The following is a 15697-nucleotide window of genomic DNA, read 5'->3' as shown; positions in this document are numbered from 1 at the left end:
GTGTCTATATTTTTTTAGGTGGTAAAATAGTAGTTCCCCAAGCAGATGGTTTTGAGCCCATTTTAAAAGTCAGTTCGCCTCCTTTTACAATATCGTCATGATTTATCCATGCTTTATCATATGGCTCTCCATTTAAATACGCTTGCTTTATATATTTATTTTTAGCAGATAAACTTTTAGCTGTTATTGTAAAATATACGCCGTCTTGCACCTGTATTTTTGTTTGCTCTAGCAACGGTGTATTTATTAAATAATACGGTTGACCTGCGTTAGGATATAAACCCATCATATGAAATGCTAACCATGAAGACATAGCCCCAGAATCATCATTACCAGGTAAACCTATGTGTGTAGCATTAAAATTATCTCTTATGATTTTCCCAATTCTATCGCTACTTAAATCTGGGCGACCAATCCAATGATACAATGTAGGTGTTAAGAATGAAGGCTCATTAGCTACATTATATAAGTTTTTCTCAAAAAAGGTATTTAATCTATTTTTGAACACATCGTTTCCTCCAGATTTCTTAATAATTTCTGGAATATCATGAGGCAAACTAAAAGAATATTCCCAAGAATCGCCTTCATAAAAGAATACACACCAGTGGCACACATACCAAGGCGATTCTTTTACATGTGTTGTATATTTAAATGTTGGTTTTTGAATTTTAGAACTTCCAAAAACAATATCATCTAACCAATTACCATCTTCATCTTTAGGCATAATAAAACCCTTAAATCCTTCATCTTCATAATCGTCTCTCCATAAGTTTTCCCAGTAGCTAGATTGTTTCATATAACGCTCGTAAATATCGTTATATCCTAAGCCTTTTGCAACGGTTGCAATGTTGTAATCGTTGTAAGCATAATCGATGGTTCTATTTCCTGCTCTAGGAATTCCGTAAGGGATATAACCTAGATTTAAATACTCGACTAAACCACCTCGTCCTTCTGCTTCTTCATTTCCTCCTGGAGGCACTTCAGCATCTTTAAGCATCGCTTTTAATGCGAGTTCATAATCTATACCTTTTAAATTTTTAACAAAAGCATCTGCAATTACTGTTTCTGCATTCGACCCGCCTTGTGTACGCCCGTTATCATTACCACTTCTACCTTCAGGCAGATATCCGTCACGTTCATAAATATTAAGCATCGCGTTAACAATTTCAACTTCACGTTCTGGATCTATAAGTGTTATTAAGGGGCTAGAGGTTCTAAAAGTGTCCCAAATACAATAAAAATCATCATAATAAGGTACTTCATTCCATAATGGGTTTTCACCCGACCTATCTACAGGCATCAACATGGTATGATACAACCCTGTATAAAACATTTTTTTGTAATCTAGAGATGTACTTGGAGCCAGTGTAATTTTATTTATTATCTGTTCCCATTTATTTTCTAAAGATGATAAAACAGTATTAAAATTCCAATGCGGAATCTCTTTTTCAATATTATTTTTTGCCTTTAAAGCACTTAAATACGAAACCCCTATTTTAACATGAAGCTCTTGACTCCCTTGGTTTCCAAAAGAAAGTAAAGCACCTGTTTTTTGACTAGAATCATATTGTGCTGTCTGATTAGCATAGAGCTTCCCATTTTTCCAAGTAACGTATTTTGCAATGGGTTGATCAAAAACTGCCCAAAAATAAACGGTGTATGCACGACCATTATTCCAACCGCCTCTAATTCTGCTATATCCTCTAACTTCAGTATCTGAAACGATTTCAATTTCAGACCCTACAAATTGTTGAGATTCTCGGCTGTTAGGAATTTCTTTTTCTCCTAAGAAAAAACCGGGGTCGATTTTAAAATCTTTACTTGAGTTTTCTGGATATGTTATTTTATAAAAAGCTACTTTCTCTGAAGTTGTAATTTCTGTTTTTATATTATTTTCTTTGAAAACAGATTGATAATACCCTAGCTTCACATGTTCTTCAGCTCTGTGAGATGTTTGGTCTAACTTATCTAAAGCACCTGAAAATGGCATAACTTGTATGTTACCATATTTAGGGCCTCCACCTGTACCGCTTACATGTACTTGACTAAAACCTGTTACTTCCATAGGCATTGGTTTCCAGCCACTATTTGGAGATGCGGTACAATCTGGACTTGGTTTTACCATACCATAAGGGCAAGATGGACCTATAAAAACACGCCCTACTCCTTCTGACCCTATCATAGGGTCTATATATTTATGAAGCACATCTTGCGCATTACTGATATTAGAAAACAATGAAAACATTCCAATAAAAAATGCTAATACTATTCCTTTTTTCATGTGTTTAGATTTATCTTTTTTCAGTAAGTAATGAATTTTATTTTTCTATAGATTTGTTTGTCATCTCTAATAGTATTTCGCCACCATTTGTAATATCTCTATGTTTAATAGTATAATCATTAACAGGTTCCCCCTTAATTTCGACACTATTTACAAATACATTTTCTAATGAATTATTTTGAGTTTTAATTACAAACTCTTTTCCTAAATAATAATCTGGATGTAACTGTATTGATATCTTATCGAAAATTGGGCTTCCTATTTGATATTCTGGATTTTCTTCTGTTCCTCCATTCATTTGAAACAATCCAATTTTCATTAATACATTTAAACTACCCATTAAACCTTGATCTTCATCACCATTATAACCTGTATTTGGAGCTAAACCACTAAAGGTTTCTTTCACCACTTTCCTTGTCCAATACTGAGCAAGATCATGTCGTCCTAATTGATTAAAAATATGAGCTGTTTGCATCGATGGTTGATTACCAAAATTTACAGGAATTCGAGAATATTCTGGGTGTAATTCTGCTGCATGTGATGTTCCTGATGTGAATTTTAATTTTTCGGCCGTTTTAAATTGGGTATTTAATTTTTCTACTGCTTTTTCTTTACCTCCCATTAAAGTCGCTAAACCATCAATATCATGAGGTACAAACCATGTTGATTGTGCAGCATTAGATTCAATAAAGCCATTTTCATATTGATAAGGATCGAAATCCACATTCCATTCACCATCTATATTTTTAGGCGCCATCCAACCGGCTTCTTTATTAAATACGTTTTTATAATTTTCAGAACGCTTCAAAAAGTAATTATAGTCCTCAACATGTCCTAACTTTTTAGCTAATTGTGCTAAAGTCCAATCTTGATAAGCATACTCCATAGTTTGACTAGACCCATCTAAATGTATTCCATAACTGTCGCCTTCTGGTAATGGATGAGGCACATAACCTTTATCTAAATAATATTTTAAACCACCTCCTAAGTTAGTAAGATGCTCATAACCTGCTTTCCCCATAATACCACCTTGCATATGGTTCTTTTTAAGTGCTTGATAAACACCCTCTAAATCGGTTTTTATAAGTCCTTTTTGAATAGCACTTACTATAAAAGGCGTTGAAGAAGCTCCTGTCATAACATAAGTATAATCGCCTCCTGAAGGTCCGCGAGGAATTATACCACCATCTTTATAATATTGCATTAAAGACTGTGTAAAATCTTCCATAACGTCAGGGTAAACAAGACCCCAAAGTGTATTTATAGTCCATTGAGCACCCCAAAAAGAATCGGAGTTATATTGATTAAACTTAGGTTTACCATCTACACCAAGAGGAATTTGACCTATTCTAAATTCTGAACCTATATTATCTGGATATGCACCATTAAAATCACTAATAGTTCTGCGTCCTTGTAATGCATGCCATAAATCTGTATAAAAACGTCTTTGTTCTTTTTCTGTACCGCCTTCTACTTCTATTCTTCCTAATAAATTATTCCACTCTGTTTTTGATTGATTTACAACTTTATTAAAATCCCAATGTGGTAATTCTTCTTGAATATTAATATTCGCATTTTCAACAGAGGTATAAGAGATACCTACTTTCATTAATACGTCTTGATCTAATTCATTTAAATTAATCAAGTAATTTTTTGTAACACTATCTTGTTCTATGGATGTAACAGGAACATTTAATTTTATTTTAAAATACGCAGTTAACGGTTTTATACGACGATGCGTTGGCTTCATCACAAATTTGCCCGAAAGTTCTTTATCGTTATCCTTATTTAATACCCCTTCCATGTTTTCACATGGTCCTAACATGGTGTTAAGATTAAAAAGTATTGATTTTTGAATCTTTTTATTAGGATATGTATACTTATGAAAACCTACTCTTTTTGTGCTTGTTAATTCTGTTTTTATAGCGTATCTATTTAGCTCAACATAATGATAACCAGGAGACACCTTTTCTTTATCATGCGAGAATTTTGAATAAAAATCTTTGTATATATTTTTTTTATTTGATTTATCAACTGTAACTGGCAATACAGATAAACCAGACATTTGCCAAGCATGAATATGACTATACCCTTTTATGGTGTCTTTAGAAAATCGATAACCAGATCCCCATGCACCATTTATTTCTGTATCTGGACTTAAATTAACCATTCCGAAAGGACGACTAGCAGAAGAAAAGAAAAACCATCTAGAATTTTCTGTATCAAGTAATGGATACACATTATCGACAAATTGTGTGTTTTCTATAGTTGTTATTTTTTCTTCCTTACAGGATATGAAAAAAAGAAAAAACAATACTATTACAATATTTCTTTTAATATAAATTCTATTCAATTTCATTGACTTCTAATCTATGACAACCTTAATATTTGGGCTAAACTTTCTATTTAATTCTTATAGAAATGAGACTTATTTTAATGTCTTAAGCTTGACACTGATATTCATCTAAAACACTGACAAGAAGGTGTTTATGTTTTTATTTAATTTATAAAAAATATAAGCAGGCAATTTAACTCGCCTGCCTATATCTAAAAACTAAACTCAACTATTCAAATTCTTACTTGTGCTATTAATTATCGTAATTAGGGTTTTGTGTAATACTACCTCCAGTAATATCTATTTCTTTTTGAGGAATAGGACGTAAAAGATGTTTTGCTTCCAAAGCATTATTAAATGCTGCATGTGGATTATGTATTAAAGTTCTTTCAATTAACTTTCCTGTTCTTTTTAAATCCATCCATCTATTAACTTCACCTGCTAACTCTCTAGCTCTTTCATCAAGAATAAAATCTAAATCAACATCTCCTGCTACAACAGGTGTAGTTAAACCTGCTCTAGATCTTAACGTTGTAAGTCTTGCAGCAGCATCAGTTGCATTAGAAGCTTGTAAATATGCTTCAGCAGCAATTAAATAAGATTCCCCAGATCGCATCATAACCATATCTCTTTCTCCTTGTGAAGATTGATCTGGTTGTGTAAATGGTACCGATGGGTCTTCAAATTTTATAAACTGTGGGTAATGTACTGGTGTAATACCATCACTTGTAAAATAAGTACCTGGGTTTATTACTGCATAAGGCACAGCATCAATCTCTGCTTGAGTCCAAGCTGTTTTCGGTAACAATATAGCTAATTCTCCTGCAGATACTGCTTCACCATTTTTCCCAGTATAATCTTGAGTAGCATAAATTTCTCTTGTAAATGTAGCTTCTGCTCTTTCATCTGCATCATCAAAAAGACTATAAAAGAATGGTGTTGGCATAGGATCTAACCCTTTAAGTGTTCTTGTTAAACCAGGATAGTCAAAAAATCTAAACTGGTATAACATGTGTCTTGAATTACCCCAACCTCTACTAACTGAATTACTTCCAAATAAATATGAAAATACAACTTCAGAGTTTCTTTGGTTACTTATATCTACTAAATTAGCAAATGAAGGAACTAAAGGATGGCTTGAAATTACTGTTTCTGCTAATGCTGCAGCCTGAGTAAAATCTGCTCCAGAACCAAAAGTTTTGTAACCTCTAGTTAATAATACTTTTGACATAAAATGTCTTACCGCATCCTTAGTCACCCTTCCATATTCACTTACTGTTGAAGGAACACCTGCTAAAGCATCTTGAAGGTCTTGAACTATTTGTGTATAAACAGCTTCTTCTGTAGCACGAGTGTAATCTGTATCAGGGCTAGAAACTTGGTTAAGCACCAATGGCACTCCTCCATAGTTTTCTACTAAATTAAAATAAGACAATGCTCTAAAAAATTTAGCTTCAGCTATTCCTGTCGTTTTAACACCAGCATCAACGCCTTCAATTAAATCTGCATTATCTAAAACAATATTTGCTGCAGAAATTATACTATATTGATTCGACCAATATATATATACTACCCCATTTAACGGATTAAAATTCACATAATCATTAATATCACTTACTCCAGAAATTGCTGTTCCTCTTGTAACGATATCTGTACCTAAGTCTTCAAGCATATAATACATATCTGGAGCGTAACTAGTTGTAGCTTCTCTAGATCTTTCGTAAACAGACGCTACTAATTGATCAAAAGTTTCAGATTTTAAAACAGCTGTTTCTATAGTTAATGATGAGTTATTCTCTTCTTCTAGGAAGCTTTCACAACCCGTACTAAACACTGCTATAACAAGCAGTATTAAAATTAATTTATAATTAATGTTTTTCATTTTTCTTAAATTTAATTTAATTATTAGTTAGAAGCTTAAATTAATACCTGTCATAATTGTACGTGACATAAATGCTGCACCCCATTGGTTTCTTCCTGCATTTTCAGGATCCCATCCATCGTAATCAGTAAACACAAAAGGATTTTGTACCGTAGTATAAACTCTTAAACTGTTTATTTTAAGCTTTTCTAATATTTGAGAAGGAAGTTTATACCCTAAAGTTATAAACCCTACTTTAGTGAATGATATATCTTTATATTGAATAGCATTACGATAAGGACCAGCATTACCTGGTTGATGCCATGTATTTGAAGGACTTTCAGGTGTCCAGTAATCTACATTATAACCGTTAAAGGTTCTTTGAGCTTGATTACCCCATCCCCAAGAATAGTTTGCATGAAAATTACTTCTCATTTTAGCGCCTTGACTTGTATTTATCATGAATGAAAAGTCAAAGTTTTTATAGTTCATAGTACTTGTAAAACCGCCTGTCCATTTAGGAGTTACTTGCCCAATTACTTTTCTGTCATCAGATGTAATTTGACCATCATTATTAACATCAGTTACTTTTACTTGACCAGGATATTGCCCGAATGTTGCTGCTTCAGCTTCTTCATCTAATTGCCAAATACCAGCAAATTCATAATCAAAAATAGCACCTATTGGCTCACCTACTCTATGAATAAGACTTGTTCCACCTACGTTAAAAAAGATATCTTGATCTTTAGCTAATTTTTTAAGTTCGTTCTTATTTGAAGCAAAATTTAAATTGGTAGTCCATTTAAAATCACCTTTATCAATTATTGTTGTATTTAAGGCAATCTCAATTCCTTTATTACTAGACTCTCCAATGTTTTCAAATATTCTAGTAAACCCAGTAACCGCTGGTAATTCTTTACCAAAAATAATATCAGTATTTTGTCTATCATAAACATCAATAGAACCATTAATTCTATTATTCATGAATCCAAAATCAAAACCTACGTTTATCTCTGTCGTTTTTTCCCAAGAAAGATCCTTGTTTGCTATACCAGTAATATAAGCACCAGACACTGAACTATCTCCTAAATTAGTAGCGCTAGCTGCAATAAGTGACTGTGATTTTAAAGGACCTAATCCGCCTCCTTGACCATTGTTACCAGTTTGTCCATAACTTAACCTAAGTTTAGCATTAGAAAACGTTTGTTGATTTTGCATAAAATCTTCATCCATCATTTTCCAAGCAAAAGCTGCTGATGGGAAAAATGCCCATTTATTATCTTCTGCAAGAATAGAAGCCCCATCATAACGTCCTGTTACTGTAAACAGGTACTTATCCATAAGTGTGTAGTTTATTCTACCCGTGTAAGATTCTAAAGATTGTTTAGAAAAACCACTTGAAACATCTCTAATATCAAGACCTGCACCTAGATTATAAAATGTAAAATCATCTGTAGTAAAATTTCTAACTTGATTATTATAACCTTCAGAACGCTCTAAAAATCTTGAAATCACACCTGTTACGTCAAGTGCATGAACTCCTTTATTAAACTTATAGTTAAATATATTATCCCAAGAATAAGAGAAGTAGTTAGAATTATTTACAACAGCTCTTCTGTTTGAAGCATTACCACTAACACTTTTTGAATACAGTCCACGGTATTCACCATAACGGCTATATTTAATATTAGGCGAAAATTTAGAAGTAATAGTTAAAGCTTCTATAGGCTTTATTTGCACTGCTATATCTCCTATATACTGTAAAAATTTTGTTTCTCTTGTAATATTTTGAGTATCAAATATTGGATTTGTAATTTGAGTTTCCTTATTTGTTGGAAAAAAACGCAAAGACCCATCATCATTATATGGACGACCTATAGGTTTTAATCTTACAGCACTTCTAAACGCCTCCCTACTTCCTTCATTTTGAATAGCGGTAGTGATATAATTACTTACACTTACATTAAGCCAATCAGAAAGATCACTATTCAAACTTCCTCTAACATTATACCTTGTATAATCTTCTCCTGCTACAGTACCTTCATCTTGCGTATAAGCCAAACCAGCCGAATAAGTAGTGTTTTCATTACCTCCACTTAATCCAAGTGTATGGTTTGTTTGAAACCCATTTCTAGTAATTAAATCTACCCAATCAGTACTTATACCATCAGCAACATTTTGTTGTTCTTCAGCATCAAATATTCCTGCCGTAAGATCGACATCACTCGCTCTATAACTCGTATTTCCTGAAACAAACTCTGCACCAACGGCTACATCTTTAATAAACTCAACATATTCTGCTCCATTAAACAATGACGGCATATGATATGCTTGTTTAAAACCTACATAATTACTGTAATCGACTTTTAATTTCCCGCTTTTTCCACGCTTGGTTTCTATTAAAACCACACCATTACTTCCTCTTGAACCGTATACAGCAGTAGCTGATGCATCTTTAAGGACATTCATATTACTAATATCTGCAGGATTCAAAAATGAAATATCATCTACAAAAATCCCATCTACAATAAATAATGGGTTTTGTCCAGGATTAAATCCATTACTATCATTTGTGTTAATTGTACTAGCTCCACGAATACGTATATTAAACCCACCTGAACCAGGCTTATTATCAGTACGTTGAATAACAACACCAGGCGCTTGACCTTGTAATGCTGAAACAGCATCTACCTTATTTGCTTGCTGTATAGTCTTAGAACTAATTTGAGCAACAGAACCTGTTAAATCACTTTTCTTTACAGAACCGTAACCAATAACAACTACCTCATCTAATTGAGCAGCATCCTCACTTAATTTTGCATCCAGTTTAGATCCTCCATTATAAGTAAGCTCTAATGTTTCATAACCAAGGTAAGAGAAACTAAGCACGTCTCCCACATTGGCTTTAATTGCATAATTTCCATCAAAATCTGTAGCACTTCCCGTTGTAGTACCTTTAATAACGACATTTACTCCTGGTATAGGAACATCATTAGCATCCGTTACAACTCCAGACACACTATCTTGCGCCCATGAGATTGATGAAAAACATAGCAACATGGCTATTAATAATAGTTTTAGTTTTTTCATATTTAGTTTGTTTTAATATTTATTATTGAGCTAAACTAGAATTTAACATAAAATTATAGATGGACATATTATTCTTTAATATGGACAAATTAAAGACTCCTTACTATAGTTGAGATACAATGAATACAGAAAAAGATAATTAAATAAAAACCACAGATGTATTCTCACAAAAAATTACAAACTAAGGGGGATATAGGTTGTATTATTTGGTTTATTGCTTCTAGTATTTTGTATAAATCTAACTTACTTATACTTATTTTTAAAAAATTATAAAAAACCCCCATAGATTATTCACGAAAAAACAATTTAACCAACTAGGGTTTAATAGATTTTTTGACAAAAAACACCAAAACAGGTAATATAGTATCGCTTTATGGTGTTTTTTTCTTTAGAATAAAATTCTAACACTTTACTTTTACAAAAACAAAATAATGCAATAAATAATAATTTATAAATTAAAAAAAAGCGAAGATCTCTTCAGAAAATTAGTCTGATGACATGGACGCCTATAATAACAAACATTAATATGATGAGTAAACTATTAGTACCAGCTTTTATTCTATGCTTTTTTATAAGTCTAGCACAAAAGAACACAAGCAGAGGTTACCCAATATCTCCTGTACCATTTACTTCGGTAAATGTTACAGATGTCTTTTGGGGACAACGCCTTAAAGCCAGTAGAGTTACAACTATTCCACTTGCCTTTGGCAAATGCGAAACAACAGGACGCTATGAAAATTTCTTAAAAGCAGCAAACCCTGATAAAAAATATAAAGTAGAAGGCTTTACATTTGATGATACCGATGTTTATAAAACAATTGAAGGCGCTAGCTACTCCATGCAAACTTTTACTGATGAAAAATTAGATAAGTATATTGATAGTCTTATTACAATTGTAGGTAAAGCTCAAGAACCAGATGGGTATTTATACACCTTTAGAACAATGAATCCTGAACATACTCACGATTGGGCAGGTACAAAACGTTGGGAAAAAGAAGAAGATTTAAGCCATGAACTGTACAATCTTGGACACATGGTTGAAGGTGCTATTGCACATTACCAAGCAACAGGAAAACGAAATTTTCTTGATATTGCTATTAAATTTGCCGATTGTGCCGTACGAGAAGTTGGAGATCAACCCGGACAAACCATGGTCGTTCCTGGACATCAAATTACAGAAATGGCGCTTGCTAAACTTTCTGTTGTTACAGGAGAAAAAAAATATCTTGATTTTGCAAAACTAATACTAGACAAACGTGGGCACACGCATATTAAATCAGAATATAGTCAATCTCACAAACCTGTTTTAGAACAAGATGAAGCTGTTGGACATGCGGTTCGCGCAGCATACATGTATTCTGGCATGGCTGATGTTGCTGCCCTTACTGGCGATGAAAATTATATTCATGCCATTGACAGAATTTGGGATAATATAGTGTCAAAAAAACTATATATCACAGGAGGTATTGGCGCAACAGGACACGGAGAAGCTTTTGGTAAAAATTATGAGCTCCCTAACATGTCTGCTTATTGTGAAACTTGTGCCGCTATTGGTAATGTATACTTAAATCATCGTTTATTCTTACTACATGGAGACTCTAAATATTACGATGTTTTAGAACGTACTTTGTATAACGGTCTAATATCTGGAGTATCCTTAGATGGTGGTAGCTTCTTCTATCCTAACCCATTAGAATCTATTGGTCAACACCAACGACAAGCATGGTTTGGATGCGCATGTTGCCCGTCAAATATTAGTCGCTTTATACCTTCTATTCCAGGATATGTATATGCTGTTAATAATGATGATATATACGTAAATCTTTTCATGTCTAACAATTCAGATCTTAGCGTTAATAACAAACAAGTTTCTATAAAACAAAACACAAATTATCCTTGGTCTGGAGATATAAACTTAGAAATTTCTCCAAAAAGAAAACAGGTTTTTACTCTTAAAATTCGTATTCCGGGTTGGTTACAGAATAATGTCGTCCCATCTAATCTTTATACTTTTTATGATAAAAAAGAATTAGGTTTCACTATAAGAATAAATGGAAAAGAAACACCAAGTAATATTGAAAAAGGGTATGTAAGCATAAATCGAACTTGGAAAAAAGGAGACAAAGTCGATGTTCATTTTGAGATGGAAGCAAGAACTGTAAAAGCAAATCCTGCTGTTAAAGAAAACCAAGGCAAAGTATCTATTGAACGAGGCCCTGTTGTTTATTGTGCAGAATGGCCTGATAACGATTTTGATATTTTTAGCATTATTCTAAATAAGCAGCCCAAGTTTAAAGTAGAAAAGAAAAACGATTTACTTTATGGTATTAATACGATTCAAACGCAAGCACAATCATTAAGCTATAGCGACCAAGGCAAACTTGTTACAAAAGATGTAAAATTAAACATGATACCTTATTATGCGTGGGCACATCGTGGAAGCGGCGACATGTCTGTTTGGTTACCAATAGAACTAAACGCTACAAAACCAACAATGCCTCCAACTATTGCTTCTAAAAGCAAAATAGAAGCATCTCATAACGTTAAAGCCATTGCCGCCATTAATGATAGACTTTTACCTAAAAATGAAGATGACAAATCTTTACCATATTACCATTGGTGGCCAAAAGAAGGTACTACAGAATGGATTTCTTATAGTTTTGCTGAAGAAAAAACAATAAGTCGATCAACAGTATATTGGTATGACGATAAACCCTGGGGGGGATGTCAAGTTCCTGAAAGTTGGACTTTATATTATAAAAACAAAACAGATGAATGGATTCCTATAGAAAACACATCAGAATACGGAATTAAAAAAGGCTTTGGTAATGAAGTTAGGTTTAAGCCTATAAAAACAAATGCTTTAAAACTAGAAGTAAAACTTGCCAAAAAAAATGCTGCGGGTATTTTTGAATGGGAAGTTGAATAAAAAGCATTAGTAATACTGTAACCTATAACACGAAGGTGTAACACCTTAAATTTCTTTAAACTTCCTATTAAAGGTAGTTGTATTTTGAAAACCACATTGTTAAGAAAATGAAGAAATGAAAAGGTCTGGACTATTATAAATAAGCTTACAAGCATTTTCTATGCGTTTTTCAATTAAAAATTGAAAAAGTATTTTATTTATGCGCTTTTTAAAATATCTACAAAATGCATTTTTACTCATATGTGCTTTTGTTGATACTGCATTTAAAGTTATTGGTTTACAATAATTTTCCATAGCAAATTTAAAAACGTCATTCATTCTTTTACCTTCATCATCCATTTCAAACCATTCTTCTATGAAACTTATGAAAGAAACTCTGTTTATCTAGATGTAACACAAAATGATTATAAGTAAAAACGAGAGGATTGAATATACTAAAGCATTTAGCTTTGAAAACCAAAAACCTCCACTTTTAAAATTAAGCGAACTTAATTTTAAAAGTGGAGGTTTTGAATTTATTAGTGACCGCGAAGGGATTCGAACCCCCAACCCTCAGAGCCGAAATCTGATATTCTATCCAGTTGAACTACGCAGCCATTTCTTCCTAAGAAGGCAGGAATCTTATTTTAAGTTAATTTTTGTCTTACTATGTTCGAAATGATTTTACCATCAGCTTGTCCTGCTAACTCTTGACTAACAATGCCCATGACTTTCCCCATATCTTTCATGCCTTCCGCTCCAATCTTACTAATTGTTGTAACCACTACTTTTTCTATTTCTTCTTCGCTAAGTGCTTCTGGAAGAAATTGATTTATCACTTCAGCTTCTGCTAATTCTGGAGCAGCTAAATCTTCACGTCCTTGCTCTAAATATATAGCAGCACTATCCTTACGCTGTTTTACTTGTTTTTGAAGTATTTTAAGTTCTTGATCTTCTGTTAAGTCTTCTTTAGCTCCACTTTCTGTTTGAGCTAATAAAATTGCAGACTTCACTGCACGTAAAGCTGTTAGAGCTGTTTGGTTTTTAGATTTCATGGCTTCTTTTAGCGCCGTCATTATATCTTGTTGTAAACTCATTATATTCTTTATTTAATTGCGAAGATAAAAAATAGATTCCTGCCTTCGCAGGATTGGCAAAAAATAATTAAAGGAAAACCCGAAAAGCTGAGGGATACTTTTCGGGTTAATAACTAAGTAAGTTTAGTAATATTTAATCTACATTATCATGTAAAAACGAATTGTTACTTCTTAATTGTATATCATCATTATCATCTAATCCTATACTTGTTCTAGATAAATCTGTTTCTGATGAGTGCTTAGCATCTTCTAGGTTTACACCTTGTCTTTTATAAGCAGGAACTTTCTCTATATCATCAATTTTTGCATTATTGAATTTATAATTAAAGTCTTTCATCTTACGTCTTCGCTCTTCTGCACGTTCTTTAAGTAATTCAGAAATTGGACTATTCATAGGATCCACTTCTTCATTTACAGTCTCTTCAGCAGCTTCTTGTTTAATAATTTTCTTTTCAAAAACAATTTCTTCTTCTACTTCTTCTAAAACTTCATTTGTAGATTTTTGTTTTTTATTTAAAGACGATTCTATTTCTGTATAGTCATCTAGGACATAACGAACATCTCCTTCTTCATTTGTTTCATTAACAGTAATTAATTCAACATAATCATTTACAGGAATCTTTTTAACCTCATCATCGGTTAACTCATATGATATTTTATCATCGGATTCTTTAATTTCTTCTTTTTTAGAAGAAATTGGTAAATCGAATGTTAGAGTAATTTGTTGTTCTTCTTCAATGTAATCTGAAAGCACCTCAACATCACTAATATCTTCAACATCATCAGACATTCTAGTAACAGGTTTAATAATAAAATCCTCTTCCTCTTGAACATTAGCTGAAACTTCTTCATAAACCACATCTATGTTTTTAATAATCTCTGATGTGGGAATTAAATTTATATCATCGAAAACTTCATTTGAAACTTCTTTAGTCTCAATTGCTCTTTTAACAGGAGTTTCTTCCTCAACTTCTACATCTAAAGTATGTCTTACAACTGGCGGCTCTTCTTTCTTTTCTAATTCTATAACTGGAGCAATAATAACAGGTTCGCGTTCTTGAGGGGCTAAATCCTGATCTTCACTTAACGAGTGAATTACTTTTTTAGTTTCCGTATTAGAAATCTCATCTTGTTGCTCCACATTAAATCCTGTAGCTATAATAGTAACTGCTATTGACTCTTCTAAAGTTTCATCCTCACCAACACCCATAATAATGTTAGCACCATGACCAGCTTCACTTTGAATATGATCATTTATTTCTCCTATTTCATCAATAGTAATTTCATGAGAACCAGAAACAATTAGCAGCAATACATTTTTAGCCCCAGTAATTTTATTATCATTTAATAATGGTGAATCTAGTGCTTTACGAATAGCATCTTGCGCACGGTTTTGTCCTGATGCCAATGCTGACCCCATAATGGCTGTACCACTATTACTTAGAACCGTTTTAGCATCACGTAAATCAATATTTTGTGTGTAATGATGTGTAATAACTTCGGCTATACCACGAGCAGCGGTAGATAAAACTTCGTCTGCTTTAGAGAACCCAGCTTTAAATCCAAGATTTCCATACACTTCGCGAAGTTTGTTATTATTAATTACAATTAAAGAATCTACAACATTTCTTAATTTTTCAATCCCTTTTTGAGATTGTTCGATACGCATTTTTCCTTCAAACTGAAAAGGCATCGTTACAATTCCTACTGTTAAAATATCTAAATCTTTAGCCATTTTAGCAATAATTGGAGCAGCACCAGTACCTGTACCACCTCCCATTCCTGCGGTAATGAAAACCATTTTAGTGTTTGTATCTAACATTTGTGAAATGTCATCAAAACTTTCAACTGCAGATTGCTCTCCAATATCTGGATTTGCGCCTGCTCCTAACCCTTCAGTTAAATTAAGACCTAACTGAATTTTGTTTGGAACACCACTATTTTGAAGTGCTTGTGCGTCTGTATTACAAACGTAAAAATCTACGCCTTTAATACCTTGTTGGAACATGTGGTTTATGGCATTACTACCACCACCTCCAACACCAATAACTTTAATTACATTTGATTGGTTCTTAGGTAAATCAAATGAGATGCTTTCGAATTCTTTTTTGCTGCTCATAAATTC

8 protein-coding genes and 1 tRNA gene are annotated in these 15697 nt (G+C 32.9%); 1 reads left to right on the top strand and 8 read right to left on the bottom strand.

Annotated elements, in window-relative coordinates:
• Positions 1-4 precede the first annotated feature (4 nt).
• The 4 genes from ACH5TW_RS00640 to ACH5TW_RS00625 all read right to left on the bottom strand — a co-directional run bounded on the left by ACH5TW_RS00640 (position 5) and on the right by ACH5TW_RS00625 (position 9567).
• A complete protein-coding gene (locus tag ACH5TW_RS00640) occupies positions 5-2281 on the bottom strand; it encodes a GH92 family glycosyl hydrolase (RefSeq protein ID WP_439334539.1) in 2277 nt (758 codons plus the stop codon).
• Between the two features lie 37 nt (positions 2282-2318).
• Positions 2319-4640 (bottom strand): GH92 family glycosyl hydrolase, encoded by a 2322-nt coding sequence (locus tag ACH5TW_RS00635; RefSeq protein ID WP_439334538.1) that lies wholly within the window; start codon positions 4638-4640, stop codon positions 2319-2321.
• Between the two features lie 229 nt (positions 4641-4869).
• On the bottom strand, positions 4870-6498 hold the full coding sequence (locus ACH5TW_RS00630; RefSeq protein ID WP_439334537.1) for a RagB/SusD family nutrient uptake outer membrane protein: 1629 nt from the start codon (positions 6496-6498) through the stop codon (positions 4870-4872).
• Positions 6499-6525: 27 nt separating this feature from the next.
• On the bottom strand, positions 6526-9567 hold the full coding sequence (locus ACH5TW_RS00625) for a SusC/RagA family TonB-linked outer membrane protein (RefSeq protein ID WP_439334536.1): 3042 nt from the start codon (positions 9565-9567) through the stop codon (positions 6526-6528).
• A gap of 529 nt (positions 9568-10096) precedes the next feature.
• On the opposite strand from ACH5TW_RS00625, the gene ACH5TW_RS00620 reads away from it, so the two are divergent.
• Complete coding sequence (locus ACH5TW_RS00620; RefSeq protein ID WP_439334535.1) at positions 10097-12496, top strand: glycoside hydrolase family 127 protein; 2400 nt, start codon at positions 10097-10099, stop codon at positions 12494-12496.
• A gap of 99 nt (positions 12497-12595) precedes the next feature.
• On the opposite strand, the gene ACH5TW_RS00615 is transcribed toward ACH5TW_RS00620, so the two are convergent.
• The 4 genes from ACH5TW_RS00615 to ftsZ all read right to left on the bottom strand — a co-directional run bounded on the left by ACH5TW_RS00615 (position 12596) and on the right by ftsZ (position 15691).
• Positions 12596-12835 carry a helix-turn-helix domain-containing protein gene (locus ACH5TW_RS00615; RefSeq protein WP_439334534.1) on the bottom strand — a complete coding sequence of 80 codons (240 nt, stop codon included), beginning with the start codon at positions 12833-12835 and terminating at the stop codon, positions 12596-12598.
• A 183-nt stretch (positions 12836-13018) separates the two neighbouring features.
• Positions 13019-13092 (bottom strand) — tRNA-Arg (locus ACH5TW_RS00610).
• A gap of 30 nt (positions 13093-13122) precedes the next feature.
• A complete protein-coding gene (locus ACH5TW_RS00605; protein WP_439334533.1) occupies positions 13123-13572 on the bottom strand; it encodes a GatB/YqeY domain-containing protein in 450 nt (149 codons plus the stop codon).
• Positions 13573-13705: 133 nt separating this feature from the next.
• Positions 13706-15691, bottom strand: a complete 1986-nt coding sequence (gene ftsZ, locus ACH5TW_RS00600; RefSeq protein ID WP_439334532.1) for a cell division protein FtsZ — start codon at positions 15689-15691, stop codon at positions 13706-13708.
• Between the last annotated feature and the right edge of the window lie 6 nt (positions 15692-15697).

It is taken from the genome of Thalassobellus sediminis, from assembly GCF_044386045.1.
Lineage (GTDB): Bacteria > Bacteroidota > Bacteroidia > Flavobacteriales > Flavobacteriaceae > Thalassobellus > Thalassobellus sediminis.
This window is presented reverse-complemented; position numbering and strand designations above follow the sequence as displayed.

What these genes read in the sequence shown, in the direction of transcription:
- ACH5TW_RS00640 (WP_439334539.1), bottom strand. Translation starts at nt 2,281, where the DNA reads ATGAAAAAAGGAATAGTATTAGCATTTTTTATTGGAATGTTTTCATTG.
- ACH5TW_RS00635 (WP_439334538.1), bottom strand. Translation starts at nt 4,640, where the DNA reads ATGAAATTGAATAGAATTTATATTAAAAGAAATATTGTAATAGTATTG.
- ACH5TW_RS00630 (WP_439334537.1), bottom strand. Translation starts at nt 6,498, where the DNA reads ATGAAAAACATTAATTATAAATTAATTTTAATACTGCTTGTTATAGCA.
- ACH5TW_RS00625 (WP_439334536.1), bottom strand. Translation starts at nt 9,567, where the DNA reads ATGAAAAAACTAAAACTATTATTAATAGCCATGTTGCTATGTTTTTCA.
- ACH5TW_RS00620 (WP_439334535.1), top strand. Translation starts at nt 10,097, where the DNA reads ATGAGTAAACTATTAGTACCAGCTTTTATTCTATGCTTTTTTATAAGT.
- ACH5TW_RS00615 (WP_439334534.1), bottom strand. Translation starts at nt 12,835, where the DNA reads ATGGATGATGAAGGTAAAAGAATGAATGACGTTTTTAAATTTGCTATG.
- ACH5TW_RS00605 (WP_439334533.1), bottom strand. Translation starts at nt 13,572, where the DNA reads ATGAGTTTACAACAAGATATAATGACGGCGCTAAAAGAAGCCATGAAA.
- ftsZ (WP_439334532.1), bottom strand. Translation starts at nt 15,691, where the DNA reads ATGAGCAGCAAAAAAGAATTCGAAAGCATCTCATTTGATTTACCTAAG.